Source organism: Thiobaca trueperi, assembly GCF_004342175.1.
Classification (GTDB): domain Bacteria; phylum Pseudomonadota; class Gammaproteobacteria; order Chromatiales; family Chromatiaceae; genus Thiobaca; species Thiobaca trueperi.
On the sequence record NZ_SMAO01000003.1, the window covers coordinates 159,479 to 173,080 of the forward strand.

Consider the following 13,602-nt stretch of genomic DNA (forward strand, 5'->3'; position numbering starts at 1 on the left):
CCGCTGGCGCTTTCTGCCAATGATCGGACACTCAGAGGTCCGTGAGACGGAGGACATCATGCTGAAACTTTTGACATGGCGCGCAGACTGGTCACTCAACATCGAAGCCCTGGATCAGGATCACCGCGCGCTCATTGCTCATCTTGCCGGGATCTGCCAGCGCTTCAGCCCCGAGGTGTCCAGCGTGCGTGACGGCAACGCGCTGGCGCTGATCGAGGCGCTGACCGATCTGGGCGAGGCGGTGCGCGCGCATCTTCAGCGTGAAGAAGCCTTCATGCAGGCATTCGGTTATGCGGACATCGGCGAGCACCAGTCTGAGCACGCAATCCTGATGGCTGAGTTCACCGCCATGCTGCGCGAATGGCGCGCTGAAGGCGTTCATGTCTTTGACGAAACGATCCAGGCCATGGTCTGCGACTGGCTGCTGGCGCATATCCTGGGCGCCGATCACGATTTTGCGGACGCCTATTTCCAGATGTGCAATCGTGACGACATCCCGCCTGACCGTCAGCGGGCGCTGGCTCAACTCCGGTTCACGGGAGCCGCCGCCACTCAATCCGCGCCAACGCCGTCATCGCCCATGATCTCCTCGGCCAGACGGGCGTAATCGGCGGGCTCGATATCGAACAGGTTCCCGTAGGCTTCTTCAGCCCAGATCTCAATGAAGGCCGGAAAACAGAGCAGCACGACCTGGCTCCGGATCCCGGCATAATCGAGCAGTCGGCGCGGCAGAAGCAGGCGGTTGCTGGCGTCCAGACGCAGCTCAGTGGCGCCGCGATAGAAATAGCGGGCGAACTGACGGTTCTTCTCGACGAACTGATTGAGCCGGTTGACCCGCTCGCTGATACGCTCCCAGGCGGCAAAGGGGTAAAGACTCAGATTGCGCTCGAAGCCGCGATTGACGACAAAATGCCCGGCCTCGTTCGGCGGAAGCTGCCGCAGCAGCGGGGCAGGCACAATCAGACGCCCCTTGACATCCAGCTTGCAGTCGAATTCGCCGAGCAGATGGGTCATCGTGAGCAATCCATTTGAACCGCAAAGGACGCGAAGAAGGCAAAGAATGTCATGGGTTCAGCCCGAAGGCGCGTTTTCATCGCACGGCAAAATCCTGTTTTACTCTGCGTCCTTTGCGCCTTTGCGCCTTTGCGGTTCATTATGACCGAATCTGGCAGCAATCAGCGTCCGGATCGTCGCCTCCTGCCGCTCGATGTCTGCCACCAGCGCAAACTGGATCCCCGCCTTGCGCAGATTCTGTCCCCGCTCGCTGACCCGGAAATAGCGGTCGCCCTCCAGATGATCGGTCAGAAAACGCAGCCCCAGCTCGAACGGCAGCAGACGGATCGCGTCATACAGCAGATCGATGTCCGCCGCCGTCAGCAAATCCCGCATCTCCTGCGCATAGCCATCCAGGATGGCAGCGCAGAGCGCAGGATCGAAACGCACCGCCGCATCGCCGTCCGCGCTTTCACCGCATTGATTACAGCAGGAGCGCAGACAGTCGGCCAGATCATGCTGGATCAATCCGGGCTGGACCGTATCCAGATCGATCAAAGCAACGGCCCGACCGTCGTCGTCGAACAGGATATTGTCGAGCTTGGGATCGCCGTGGGTGACGCGCAGCCGCAGTCGTCCATCCCGCTGCGCCTCATCCAGCACGCTTGCCAGCGCGTGCCGGGTCGAAACGAAGTCCAGAGCCGTGCGGACAGCAGGATCCTCAAGCGTCATCCCGGTCTGTTCCGCCAGCGTCAGCAGACGCTCCAGATAGACCGGGGTTGCGTGAAAATCGGGCAGAGAGAGTCCCAGCCGTTCACAGGGCAGCGATTCGGTCAGCCGATGGAAGCGCCCGAGCACCGCACCGACCTCGCGCGCCTGACCGTCATCCGCGATCCGCTCCAGGGTCACGGCATCCGGGATGAATTCCATCAATCGCCAGCAACCGCCATTCGCATCACGTAGCGAGGGTGCCCCGTCACGGGTCGCGATCAGTGTCGGCAGACGCAGCCCGGCACTCATCTGACCGGCCAGATGTTCGCCAAGCACCCGCAGATTGGACATGATCCGCTCGGGATCGGGAAAGACCGCGCCGTTGATGCGCTGGAGCACATAGCGCCGTCCACCTGCTTGCAGGCTGAAGGTGTCGTTGATGAGACCCCGGCCCAATGGCTCAATCGCGCCCGGCGGCGAATCGATGGCGAAGCGCGCGGCGATGGCTCGGAGGGACGGGGCGTCATCGCTTTGTCTAAGCCGTTGGGTCATATGGCAGGAGGCTCATGCAAGACGGCTGGCGGGATCTGCTGGTACAGGGGCCAGAGCATGAATGCAGTCTGCTCAGAACACAAGTTTCAGTCTGCATTGCGGTCGGAGAGCGTCGTGCAGGATGATGCATCGTATTTCAAGCGCATCGAGATGCCAGAGCAGCGGGCTTCTTTTGGTTCCCTGCGATACAAGAGGAAAATCGCTGTTGAGCAGAAGGAGCCGTTGCAGCCATATATCCGGCATCATCGTATGGTGTCGTCACCGATCCGCGCGCCCTGATGGAATGCGCGTACCTTCTGTCCTCATCACGCTCGTAGTCTCAGCGCGCCACCGATCTCTTAAACAATCCTGTCCATCCTGTCTGTTTTTCCGGAGTATTGTGCCATGCTGAACGTGCAATCACGTCTGACGCCGCAGGACTATCTCGACTGGGAGCGTCAGCAGGAAACCCGTCACGAATATGTCAATGGCGAGATCCACGCCATGACCGGGGCGAGCCGGAAGCACAATCTGATTTGCATCAATTTCGTTGCAAGTCTGCATGGGCAACTGCGCGGCAAACCCTGCGAGGTTTACAGCAATGATATGCGGGTCAAAGTCAGTGAGACGGGAATGTATGCCTACCCGGATGTGGTAGTCGCATGCAGCAAACCGGAATTCGAGGATGCGCACGTCGATACCCTGCTCAATCCGGTTTTAATCGCCGAGGTGCTCTCCGAATCCACGGCGAATTATGATCGCGGCGCCAAGTTTCTGCATTATCGCAATCTGCCATCATTGATGGATTATCTGCTGGTAGCGCAGGATGAATGCCGGGTCGAGCATTACAGCCGTCAGCCGGGAAATCGCTGGCTGCTGACAGACTATCGCGAGCTGAATGAACAGATTGATTTGATCTCGATTCGTTCTGTTCTTTTGTTGCGCGATCTGTATGAGCGGGTGGAAATCAGGTAGCCGACCGGCGCAGAGGTCTCGGCCCGCGCGCCGCCGCGCGGACGGGCAGACAGATTCACATGAGACCCGGCGCCAGTCCGCCATATGCAGGAGCCTGCCATCGTTGTGGCGCTCAGACCCGATAGCGTTGCACCACATTCCGAAGCTGGCTGGAGAGCCCGCTCAACTGTTCGGCAGCGACCGCCGTGCGCTGTGCCTGCTGGCTGGTGGCGTCGGCGATGCGGGTGATCATCTGTATGTTGTGGTCCACATCCGTTGCCACCGCGCTCTGTTGTTTGGCGGCGCTGGCGATCTGCTCATTCATGTCGTGAATGTGCTCCACTGCGCGGGCAATGCCATCCAGCGAGGATGCCACCTCTCCGGCCTGTGACACGCTGACCTGCGCCTTGTCATGACCGGCGGCCACGCGCGCTTCGGCTTGTTGCGAACCCGTCTGCAGGCGCTGGATCATCGACTGGATTTCATCCGTGGAGGTCTGGGTGCGCGAGGCCAGATTGCGAACCTCGGCGGCGACGACGGCAAAGCCGCGCCCCTGCTCGCCAGCGCGGGCGGCCTCGATGGCGGCGTTGAGTGCGAGCAGGTTGGTCTGCTCGGCGATGCTGCGGATCACATCCACCACTCCGCCGATACGCAGACTCTGTTCCGCCAGCTCCTGCATCTCGGCTCCGCCCTGTTCCACCTCACTGGCCAGAACCCGGATCGCATCCATGGCGATACGCACCACCTCCCGCCCCTGTTCCGCTTCGCGATCGGCCGATTGAGCGGCGTCGGCGGCCTCTGCGGCGTTGCCGGCGACCTCGGCGACAGTCGCGCTCATTTCGGTCATGGCGGTGGCGACCTGATCGGTGCGGTTGAGCTGGTCCAGTGAGCCCCGCACGGTCTCGGCCGCCACGCGCGACAGATCAGCCGCCGCCTCGTTCACCTGATCGGAGGTGCGCGCGACATCCTCGACAAAGCGGCGCAAGGCCTTTTGCATCTCTTCCAGCGAGCGCATCAACTGACCGGTTTCGTCTTCACCCCGCGCCACGATGTCTTCGTCCAGATGACCGCTGGCAATGTGCTCCGCGACTTTGATCGCCGCCTTCAGTGGTTGCACGATGGCGCGAATCAGCAGACCTGCCAGCAGCATGATCAAGGCGATACCGATCAATCCGCCGCTGAGCGCCGTCAGTTCCGTCCGCGAGACGATCTCGGCTACCTCATGGCTGCTGGCTTCGGCCTGGGCTTTGAATTCCTTGCCGCTATCGAGCAGTGTTTGCTTGATGGAACGCCAGAGCGGGGTTTCTTCCGTGTTGAGTATCTGTTGCGCTGAAGCGCGGTCGCCTTCCTTCATCGCCGCCAGGATGCGTTGATGCAGTGCGGTTTGCTGCGCGAACGACTGCGCGATCTGCTCCAGCCCCGCATGTTTCGGATCTGTGGTGCTGAGAACGCTTCGTGCCTGCTCCTGCAACAGTTTGAATTCGTTCCTTGCCTGTTCCAGATTGTCGTAAGCCTTTTGATTCGTGGGGTCGAGGATGATGTTGCGGAGTGCCTGTCCCATCTGCAAGCCCTGCGCATACATGCCCGAATAACCTTCCGCGAGCTTCTGTTCGTGCTCGATGAAGCTGGTGAACCGGGTCTGTATGTGCTGCATGCTCAACCACATGGCCCCGACGGCCAGGGCGCTGCAACAGAGGATGATGCCGATGCCGATCCAAATTTTGGTCGCAATCCTGACATTGGCGAAAGTGAATCCGGGGCGATGCATGGGGCGTTAGTCCTGCTCGATAAATGACACGGGTTGATGAAAGTGATCGCAAGTTTCAGGGGGAACGTCCAAATTCCCGATAAATCCCAAGATTCCCTTCCACCATGGCGTCGATGGAAAACTCCCGCGCCATGAGCGCCTGCCCGCCCGCGCCCAATGCACGGCGGCGTTCCGGGTCGGCCAGCAGTACGCCGACTGACTCGCGCAGCGCGGTGACATCGCCGGGTGGAACCAGCAGTCCGTTCTCGCCGTCGCGCACCGCCTCGGGGATACCGCCGACGCGGCTGGCGACGATGGGCACGCTGGCGCTGGCGGCCTGGAGCAGCGAGACGCCGAGCCCTTCCATCAGCGCCGGATGCACCAGCAGATCGAGACAGGGCAGGATCTCGGCCAGATCCTCGCGAAAGCCGGCCAGTTGGACCCGCCCGCTCAGGCCGGTCGCGGCGATACGCTGGTTCAATGTGTCGGCCAGCGGCCCCTGACCGAAGAAGATGACCCGCAGGTTTGGATAGGCGGCGAGCAGCGGGGGCAGGGCGTCGAGCAGGAAGGCGTGTCCCTTGCGTGGAATCAACTGGGCGACGACGCCGATCAGGAGCGCATCGGCGGGCACATCGAGCCGGGCCGCGATGGCCGCACGCGCGCAGGGTCGGGCGTAAGCGGCGTAATCGACCGCGCTGCGCACGATGCGCAGCTTCTCGGCGGGCAGACCCTCGGCGAGCAGCACCCGGCCAATCCCTTCCGAGATGGCGATCACCCGATCATGCAGCCGATATTTGAGCGCGACCAGCCAGCGCGGTTCGGGGTTATCGACGCGGCGCGTATGAATCACAGGTACGCCGGTCAGCCGCGCCGCAATCCCGCCCATGACATCGGCGCCGATGCGGCTGTGCAGATGGACCAGATCCGGACGACTGGCGCGGATCAGCCGGCGCAGACGCAGAACCATGAGCAGATCCGCATCGCCATGCATCGGCAGACCATGCACCCCGGCGACCGGTGCGGCGGCCTCGGCCAGGGCGCAGCCACGCGGACAGGCGAGCAGGTTCTCATGACCCCTTGCCGCCAGCCCGCGCAGCAGATGGAGCACCTGAAAGGCGCCGCCATAGAGATGACGCCCGCCTTCGACATGCAGGATCTTCATACCGCCATGACCTCGCGTGCAGTGGCGAGAATCTCGTCGATCCCGATCCGGCGCATGCAGTCGAAGACACCGCCACAGGTCGGGCGGCGCTTGCAGGGCGAGCAGGGCAGGGGATGATAGAGCACCCGTGCATTGGCGTGGGTGGTGTCGAGATATGGACAGGTGGAGCCGAACAGCAGCAGGCTCGGGGTGTTGAGTGCGATGCCCATGTGTCCGAGCCCGGTGTCCACCGCGACCAGCAGCGCGGCGCGGTCGATCAGCGCCGCCGCTTCGGTGAGACTGGTTTGACCCGCTAGATTGACCAGCCGTCCGTCGCCGGCAGCCGCGATCCGGGCGGCGGCCTCACGGTCTGCCGGCCCGCCGAGCAGCACCGGAATCAGTCCAAGCTCGCGATGGATACGCGATGCCAGCCCGGCCCAGCGGTCCTCGAACCAGTGTTTCTGCGGACGGGTGGTGAAGGGGCAGAGCACGGCATAACCCCCGGTCAACCCCTCGCGCGCCATGACCTCGGCGACGAAGGCCGATTCAGACTCGCCATAACCGACCGTCATCGCGAAATCACCGAGAGGCAGACCGATCTGTTCGGCCAGATAACGATATTCGGAGCCGATCCGTTTGACCTCGCCGCCGCGCGGGAGGACGCGGGTCATCAGCCATTGGCTGCCCTCCCGCGAGCCCAGCCCGATCCGTTCGCGCGCGCCGGAGAGCCAGGTGAGGACGCCGCTTTTCAGCAGTCCCTGAAGGTCGAGCGCCAGATCGAAATGCCGGGCGCGCAGTGCTGTTCGCAGCGTGCGGATCTCGGCCAGGAGTTCAACGATGCGACGCTCGCGCCAGAGACGCCGCCACTGCCCAAGGTTGCAGACGATGACCTCGTCCAGATCGGGATGCCGATCCAGCAGGGCGCGGCACTCGGGCTGAACCAGCCAGACGATCCGGGCCTCCGGCCAGGCGCCGCGCAGGGCGGTGATGAGCGGCGAGGCGAAGACGATGTCGCCGATGGCGCTGAGACGAACGACGAGGATGGATCTCATGCCGGTGTCCCGGCGAGCGAGCGGAAGAAATTCAGATAAGCGCGCGCGGCGGGAATCAGTCGATACGGCTCGGCGGCCTGACGCAGGCGATCCCGGTTCAGGTCGTCGGCTGCCAGCCGGTCGAGTGTCAGTGTCATGGCGTCAGCCAGTGCGGCGGGATCGCCGACCGGGACCAGCGGGCCGAGTTGTCCGTCTTGCAGCAGCTCACGCACGCCGCCGGTGCAGTCGGTCGCCACCACTGGAATGCCGAGCGCCAGCGCCTCCACCAGTGCATTGGGCAGACCCTCGCGTCGTGAGGAAAGCGCCAGCAGATCGGCGCGCGCGAGCCAGGGAAAGGGATTGGCGACGAAGCCGGGGAGATCCACGCGATCCTGGATGCCAAGCCGCCGGGCGAGTGCGGCCAGCGCCGCGCGCTCCTTGCCCTCGCCGATGATGACGAGCCGTGCGTCAGGCCGCTGAAGCCGGGCGAAGGCGCGCAGCAGGGTCGCGAAATCCTTGACCTGACGCAGACCGCCCAGGGCGACGATCAACGGGCCGGATCGGTCTGCGCTGGATTCGGCCAGCCAGGGCTGATGACAGGGCAGGGCAGCCAGATCCTCCAGATCGTCGGGAATAATGGGATTGGCGAGCACGGCGACGGGCACCTCCCGAATCCCGAAAACCTGTTGCAGATCCTCCGCTACGGCCTGGGACACGGCGGTGACGCCATCCAGTCGCCGATAGCAGGCGCGGATGCGCCGCGTCTCGCGCAGGGTCTTGAACGGATTCCAGCGATGCGCGGCAAAGCGCCCGGACATGAGCGTGCCGACCGCTGCGACCAGCCGGACCCGGTTTTCCGCAGGCAGGTCATCGCGCGCCTCGACCGCTGCCAGATCGTCCCTGAGCTTGCCGGTGATCAACGCCTCCGGGCGCTCGCGCGCCATGAATTCACGCAGACAATCCGCGCGCGATCCCCGCACCGGCAGCACCCGAATCGCCGGATCCAGGTCGCGCAGATAGGCATGATCCGGGTTGCCGACCAGCAGCCAGGTCTCGACTCCGAGTCGGGCGAACCCGCGCGCCAGATGGGTGAAATTGCGCTCGACCCCGCCGTCCTCGAAATCGCTTGCCATCAGGGCGATGCGGTGCATGCTCATTCCTTGCGGTCCTCTGTTGCCAGATGCAGACCATAGAGCAGGCCCAGAAAGAGGATGCAGAAAAAGCGCAGATCCAGGTTCAGGAGGCGGAAATCGTAGAGACAATAGAGCAGCAGCATGACCCCGCCCAGGGTCAGAAAAAGACGCAGATCCGGCGCCGTGCCGGGATCGGACCAGAGCGAGCGATAGGCGCGCCCCAGCACTGCAAGCAGCGCGCTGGCGATCAGCAGTCCCGCCAGACCGAAGCGCACCAGCAGCTCCAGCGGCACGCTGTGCAGATGCGACCACTCCGGTGCATGGGCGAGCTGATAGTCAGACACCGGGACGATCCGCTGTGGCACCAGAAACTCGGTGGCGCTGGTTCCCGGCCCGAAGCCGAGCAGCGGGCGCTCGGCGATGACCTGCACGCCCACCTGCAACAGATTGAGGCGGGTCGAGATCGAACCGGCATAGCTCAACTCGCTGTGCCGGCTGCCGGTTGTCAGCTCCTGCCAGTCATAGACCTGACGGCTTTTGGCCGTCCACAGCAGCAGGACGGCCAGCGCCACCAGCAGCGCGGCAAAGGCGAAGCTCAGGCGCTTCTGGCGCGGCGAACGCTCACCCTGACGTGAACGACTCTGGATAAAGGCATAGAGTCCCCCGGCGACGGCCAGTCCCAGCGCCGCGCCGCGCGACTGGGTGACGACCAGAATCACCAGCAGCAGCGCCAGTCCCAGCCCCCAGAGCGTCCAGCCGAGCAGCGGTCGGGCGCGACCGCCAGGATGGATCTGCACGATCCGCGCACGGAACAGAAAGAGCCCCAGCAGCATGACTGAGGCGATGAAGGCCAGACCCAGCGCCGACTGGCCGAAATCGTAGCGCAGCCCGTTCAGCACCTCAGCGGTCAGCGACCAGTCGGTCTTGCGCAAGACCCCGACCACCAGTCCCAGCATGGCGCAGCCCAGCACGGCCCACACCTGCTGCGGATCCCGTCGCAGCCACCAGGCAATGACGATGAAGAGCAGCGGCGCGCTCCAGGCGCCGATTGCGTCCAGTTGATCGAAGGCCGTGGCGGGAAAGAGCCAGACGCCGCGCAGCGCCAGCAGACTGGTGCACAACAGCGCCCCAACCAGCAGCAGAAATGCCGGCTCGCGGCGCAGTTGCGCCCAATGGCGGGGGATGTCGGCCAGAAACAGCAGGATCAGGAGCGTCAGCGCCAGATTGGCTGGCGCGGTGAATGACCAGGCGCAAAAGGCGAAGATCAGGAGCAGAACCCGTGCAATCGCGGATTGATGAGCAAGGATGACGCGCGGCGGGATCATGTTTCGGTTCGGCAGGGCGGCGGGATGTGGATGATAAGGCATTGGCGGGGTGCGCTCCATGTCAATCAGGCCATTGTATCTGTGACATGATGACCATTCGTGTCATGGCCGGCGCGTTTCCATATAGACTGGCAACCAATCCGCCCGGATTCCTGCCGCGCTCAACGGAGCCATTTGATGACCCACCAGAAATCGCTCGGCGTGCCCATCGCCATCTGGATCGCCTTCTTCGTCTTCGCCGATCTGATGCTGCTCTTCCCGCAGATCGATCTGCTGATCTCCGGGCTGTTTTTCACCCCCGGACTTGGCTTTACGCTCAAAGGCCAGCTCTGGGAGCGGACGCTGCATGAATCGGTCCCGGTCCTGATGGTGGTGGTCAATCTGTCGCTGATCGCGCTCTGGTGGTTCAACCGGCACAGCGGGCGTCGCCTGCTTGATTTCAGCGGGCGCAAACTGGCTCTGCTGCTGTGTCTGCTGATCCTGGTGCCGGGCCTGCTTGTCAATCAGACGCTCAAGGAGCATTGGGGGCGGGCGCGTCCGGTCACGGTGCTTGAATTCGACGGCAGCAAAGGCTTCACCCCGCCATTCGTGATCTCGGATCAGGGGGGCGGCTCGTTCAGCTCGGGGCATGTCGCGGCGGCGGCCTATCTGATCGCGGTCGCCGCCACCCTGATGGGGCGTCGCTCGGTCTGGGTGGGCATCGCTCTGATTTACACGCTGCTGGTTGGATTGGCGCGCATAGCGTCAGGCGGGCATTTTTTCAGCGACGCGATGACATCCCTGTTTCTGGTGCTGATCGGCTATCTGATGCTTGAGCGGTTGTGTGGTTGTTCCGGTGCAGACCGCTAAACCGCGTCCGTGGGATGCGGTTTAATAAGTTGACAACCTTGCTGGACAATCTAGCATAGCCGGCCTTGAACTGAGCCAAGCCCTGGCTCAGATGCTGCCGCGCCGATTATCCACCATGTCCCCATCCCCGACTGTCCCGACTCTCCGCCATGACTGGGCGCTCGATGAGATTCAATCCATTCTGGATCTGCCCTTCAACGATCTGCTGTTTCACGCCCAGACGGTTCATCGCGCCCATTTCGATCCCAACCGGATTCAGGTCAGTACGCTTTTGAGCATCAAGACCGGCGCCTGTCCGGAGGATTGCGGCTACTGCGCGCAGAGCGCGCGCAACGAGGCGAAGCTTGAGCCGGAACGTCTGCTGCCATTGGACGAGGTGCTGGCGGCGGCGCGCGCGGCCAAAGCACAGGGCGCGACCCGTTTCTGCATGGGGGCGGCCTGGCGTCATCCCACCGACCGCAATCTGGAGCAGGTGGTGGCGATGGTCGAGGGGATCCGTGCGATGGGTCTTCAGACCTGCGTCACCCTCGGTATGCTGACGGCGGCGCAGGCGCGGCGGCTCAAGGATGCCGGGCTGGATTATTACAATCACAACCTGGACACCTCACCGGAGTTTTACGGACAGGTCATCACGACGCGCACCTATCAGGACCGGCTCGATACCCTGGAGCACATCCGCGCGGTCGGGCTCAAGACCTGTAGCGGCGGTATCCTCGGCATGGGCGAGTCGCGCCGCGACCGCGCCTCCATGCTGCGCCAGCTCGCCAATCTGCCGGCGCATCCCGAATCCGTGCCCATCAATCTGCTGGTCCAGGTCGAGGGTACGCCTCTGTTCGGCGCTGAAGCGCTTGATCCCTTCGAGTTCGTGCGCGTGGTGGCGACTGCGCGCATCCTGATGCCGGTCTCGCATGTGCGTCTCTCCGCCGGGCGCAGCGAGATGAGTGACGAGCTTCAGGCGCTGTGTTTTTTCGCCGGGGCCAATTCCATTTTCTATGGCGAACGTCTGCTGACCGCGCCCAATGCCGAGTCTGATCGCGACCGGGCGCTCTTTGTCCGTCTGGGGCTGGAGTTTGAAGAGGTCGAGGCCGAGCGTCAGGAGCCCGGCGCCTGTCACAAGACGATTGATCGCATTTAAACCGCGTCCAGAGCGATATGCTGAGTTTCGAGTCAATTCGACGTTTGGCGCATCCACGACACTTAGCGGGGACGCGGTTTAAAATTCTATATTTTTTAGTATTTTAAACCGTGCCAACTCTCACGGTCGTCGATGCCGCCAAGATCGATCCAAGCCAAAAACATCGCATATCGCCCGGGGCGCGGTTTAAAAATCAGACCGCATTTCCGATCAAACAACGCCCCCGCTTTTCCGGGGGCGTCTGCGTCTTACTCGACCACGTAGATCTCCACCCGGCGGTTCTGGCTGCGGCCTTCGGCAGTGCCGTTGCTGGCGATGGCGCGTGAGGCGCCGAGACCCTCGGCGGTGAGTCGAACCGGCTCCACACCCCGTTCGATCAGCGCCTGTTTGACGGCGACGGCGCGCTGGCGGGACAGCGGCAGATTGAGTTCGTCGCCGCCTGCGCTATCCGTGTGTCCCTCGATGCGGATGGTCAGGCTGGGCTGTTCCGCAAGCAGGGTGGCGATGCGATCCAGGCTGGCGATCTGTCCTGCCGGCAGCGTGGCCTGACCAGGGGGAAAACGCAGTTCGCTTTCCGCCAGTCGCAGCAGCAGACCGCGCTCGGTGAAGGTGCCGCCAAGCTCGGCAAAACCGGCATAGAGCGCACGCAGACTGGCAACCGCGCTTTCCGCCTCGGCGCGGATACTGGCCTGGGCGTCGGTCGCGCTGGCGCGTTCCTGCTCCAGACTGGCTTCCAGCGCGGCGATGCGGGCATTGGCGGCTTCGATCTCCTGTGCCAGGGACGGATCCGCCTGTTCCCTGGTGTCCTGGGTCGAGTCCGTCTGAGTCCTGGTCGCCTGCAATTCGGCCTCGGTCGCCGTCAGCTTTTGCGTGGTGTCGTCCAGCGTGCCTTTGAGTGCCTCCAGCGCCGCTTCCTGTTGCTGCTTCGCCTCGTCCCGTGCCTGCTGCTCGGCAGCCAGACGCTCGGTCAAGGCGGCGATCTGTTGCTCGGCTTCCTTCGCCTGATTCGTCGCCGTTTGCTCCGCGTCGGCGACCCTGGCCTTGAGATCGGCGATCAGCGCGGTGTCGTTTTGGATCTGGGTCTGCAAGCTGGTCAGCTTCTCGGCCTGTTCATCCGTTTGCGGCGATTGTCCGCTCAGTTCGGCGAGCCGGCTTTCGGCCTCGGCCATCGCCTCGGCATGAATGGCTTTGGCGGCGTCGAGCGCCAGGGCGGCAGCGGTCTTTTCCTGCTCGAATTCGGCCTGGGCGCGCTGGAGCGCTTCCTGCGTCTGCGCCAATTGCTGGCGCACGGCGTCATGCTCGGCTTGCAGCGATTCCAGTTTTGCCGTGGCGGCGGCGAGCTGCTCGGCCATGACCTGCTGTTCCCCGGTCACCGCCTCATCCGGCGGCAGCACGCCCACGGCCTGGGCCGTGCGCAACAGCTCGGCATCCATCGGGGTGATGTGGGAGAGATTGATGCGCTCGTTGATGTGCTGTTCCAGCTCTTCGATCTTCGCCCGATGCGCGGCGGCAGCGGCGGCGATGGCTTTCTGCACCTTCGAGAGATCGTTCTGGAGGGCCATGATCTGTTCCCTGGCCTCCTCATAACGGCTTTGCAGCTCGGCGTGCGCGGCGGCAAGCTGGTCCTTTTCGCCGCCGATCCGGTCGGCCTGGGCCTGGATCCTGGCCAGTTCAGCGGCATGGGCCGCTTTCAGCGACTCCAGGTCGCGGTCGAGCTCGGCCCCGGTCTTGAGCGCCTCCTCATGTTCAGCCTTGAGTGCGACGATCTGTGCGCGCAGCGCCTCCTGCATCTGTTCAGACTCCAGACGCCGGGCATCCACCTTCTTGATCTCTTTGGCCGAGAGCGCAAGCCGTTCATCCTTCTCCGCGATCTGTTCGTGGAGTCTGTCGTCGTACCACTCATAGAGCACATAGACGCCGATGAGTGTGAACAGCAGAAACCAGGCGATGGGTTTGCAGAGCGCGGGACTGGATACGGGCATCGTGACCTCCTGATGGATGATGTGTGGCGTTTAACGCTCTCGTGTTATCGGGCCGCGCGATTATCCTGCA

The 13,602-nt window shown here is 63.4% G+C and carries 12 protein-coding genes; 4 read left to right on the plus strand and 8 right to left on the minus strand.

The annotated features are described in order from the left end of the window. Positions 1-58 precede the first annotated feature (58 nt). On the plus strand, positions 59-607 hold the full coding sequence (locus tag EDC35_RS06595; RefSeq protein WP_132976455.1) for a bacteriohemerythrin: 549 nt from the start codon (positions 59-61) through the stop codon (positions 605-607). On the opposite strand, the gene EDC35_RS06600 is transcribed toward EDC35_RS06595, so the two are convergent. Further along, positions 553-1,014: a division/cell wall cluster transcriptional repressor MraZ gene (locus EDC35_RS06600; protein WP_132976456.1), complete on the minus strand. Its 462-nt coding sequence runs from the start codon at positions 1,012-1,014 to the stop codon at positions 553-555. The genes EDC35_RS06595 and EDC35_RS06600 overlap by 55 nt on opposite strands. 99 nt (positions 1,015-1,113) lie before the next feature. Next, positions 1,114-2,256 (minus strand): phosphotransferase enzyme family protein, encoded by a 1,143-nt coding sequence (locus EDC35_RS06605; RefSeq protein WP_132976457.1) that lies wholly within the window; start codon positions 2,254-2,256, stop codon positions 1,114-1,116. A gap of 384 nt (positions 2,257-2,640) precedes the next feature. On the opposite strand from EDC35_RS06605, the gene EDC35_RS06610 reads away from it, so the two are divergent. Further along, positions 2,641-3,210: a Uma2 family endonuclease gene (locus EDC35_RS06610; protein ID WP_132976458.1), complete on the plus strand. Its 570-nt coding sequence runs from the start codon at positions 2,641-2,643 to the stop codon at positions 3,208-3,210. A 112-nt stretch (positions 3,211-3,322) separates the two neighbouring features. Here EDC35_RS06610 and EDC35_RS06615 read toward each other — a convergent pair whose 3' ends face one another. Genes EDC35_RS06615 through EDC35_RS06635 form a run of 5 tightly spaced genes read right to left on the minus strand, consistent with a single transcriptional unit; the run spans position 3,323 to position 9,608 of the window. Beyond that, positions 3,323-4,957: a methyl-accepting chemotaxis protein gene (locus tag EDC35_RS06615; protein WP_132976459.1), complete on the minus strand. Its 1,635-nt coding sequence runs from the start codon at positions 4,955-4,957 to the stop codon at positions 3,323-3,325. 55 nt (positions 4,958-5,012) lie between these two features. Beyond that, the gene (locus tag EDC35_RS06620) at positions 5,013-6,098 is read right to left on the minus strand and encodes a glycosyltransferase (RefSeq protein ID WP_132976460.1); all 1,086 of its coding nucleotides are present in this window, start codon (positions 6,096-6,098) and stop codon (positions 5,013-5,015) included. Further along, positions 6,095-7,129 (minus strand): glycosyltransferase family 9 protein, encoded by a 1,035-nt coding sequence (locus EDC35_RS06625; RefSeq protein WP_132976461.1) that lies wholly within the window; start codon positions 7,127-7,129, stop codon positions 6,095-6,097. The genes EDC35_RS06620 and EDC35_RS06625 overlap by 4 nt, the downstream gene beginning before the upstream one ends. Further along, positions 7,126-8,259, minus strand: a complete 1,134-nt coding sequence (locus tag EDC35_RS06630; RefSeq protein WP_165903366.1) for a glycosyltransferase — start codon at positions 8,257-8,259, stop codon at positions 7,126-7,128. Before EDC35_RS06630 ends, EDC35_RS06625 begins: the two co-directional genes overlap by 4 nt. A 2-nt stretch (positions 8,260-8,261) precedes the next feature. Beyond that, positions 8,262-9,608, minus strand: coding sequence for an O-antigen ligase family protein (locus EDC35_RS06635; RefSeq protein WP_165903367.1), 1,347 nt, complete (start codon positions 9,606-9,608; stop codon positions 8,262-8,264). A 135-nt stretch (positions 9,609-9,743) separates the two neighbouring features. Here EDC35_RS06635 and EDC35_RS06640 point away from each other — a divergent pair, with 135 nt between their 5' ends. Next, positions 9,744-10,415 carry a phosphatase PAP2 family protein gene (locus EDC35_RS06640; protein WP_132976464.1) on the plus strand — a complete coding sequence of 224 codons (672 nt, stop codon included), beginning with the start codon at positions 9,744-9,746 and terminating at the stop codon, positions 10,413-10,415. 115 nt (positions 10,416-10,530) lie between these two features. Beyond that, positions 10,531-11,550: a biotin synthase BioB gene (gene bioB / locus EDC35_RS06645; protein ID WP_132976465.1), complete on the plus strand. Its 1,020-nt coding sequence runs from the start codon at positions 10,531-10,533 to the stop codon at positions 11,548-11,550. Positions 11,551-11,798: 248 nt separating this feature from the next. Here bioB and EDC35_RS06650 read toward each other — a convergent pair whose 3' ends face one another. Continuing rightward, a complete protein-coding gene (locus tag EDC35_RS06650; protein ID WP_132976466.1) occupies positions 11,799-13,532 on the minus strand; it encodes an OmpA family protein in 1,734 nt (577 codons plus the stop codon). Positions 13,533-13,602: the final 70 nt, after the last annotated feature.

Coding starts and splice junctions, on each gene's coding strand:
- EDC35_RS06595 (WP_132976455.1), top strand. CDS start 59: ATGCTGAAACTTTTGACATGGCGCGCAGACTGGTCACTCAACATCGAA.
- EDC35_RS06600 (WP_132976456.1), bottom strand. CDS start 1,014: ATGACCCATCTGCTCGGCGAATTCGACTGCAAGCTGGATGTCAAGGGG.
- EDC35_RS06605 (WP_132976457.1), bottom strand. CDS start 2,256: ATGACCCAACGGCTTAGACAAAGCGATGACGCCCCGTCCCTCCGAGCC.
- EDC35_RS06610 (WP_132976458.1), top strand. CDS start 2,641: ATGCTGAACGTGCAATCACGTCTGACGCCGCAGGACTATCTCGACTGG.
- EDC35_RS06615 (WP_132976459.1), bottom strand. CDS start 4,957: ATGCATCGCCCCGGATTCACTTTCGCCAATGTCAGGATTGCGACCAAA.
- EDC35_RS06620 (WP_132976460.1), bottom strand. CDS start 6,098: ATGAAGATCCTGCATGTCGAAGGCGGGCGTCATCTCTATGGCGGCGCC.
- EDC35_RS06625 (WP_132976461.1), bottom strand. CDS start 7,129: ATGAGATCCATCCTCGTCGTTCGTCTCAGCGCCATCGGCGACATCGTC.
- EDC35_RS06630 (WP_165903366.1), bottom strand. CDS start 8,259: ATGCACCGCATCGCCCTGATGGCAAGCGATTTCGAGGACGGCGGGGTC.
- EDC35_RS06635 (WP_165903367.1), bottom strand. CDS start 9,608: ATGCCTTATCATCCACATCCCGCCGCCCTGCCGAACCGAAACATGATC.
- EDC35_RS06640 (WP_132976464.1), top strand. CDS start 9,744: ATGACCCACCAGAAATCGCTCGGCGTGCCCATCGCCATCTGGATCGCC.
- bioB (WP_132976465.1), top strand. CDS start 10,531: ATGTCCCCATCCCCGACTGTCCCGACTCTCCGCCATGACTGGGCGCTC.
- EDC35_RS06650 (WP_132976466.1), bottom strand. CDS start 13,532: ATGCCCGTATCCAGTCCCGCGCTCTGCAAACCCATCGCCTGGTTTCTG.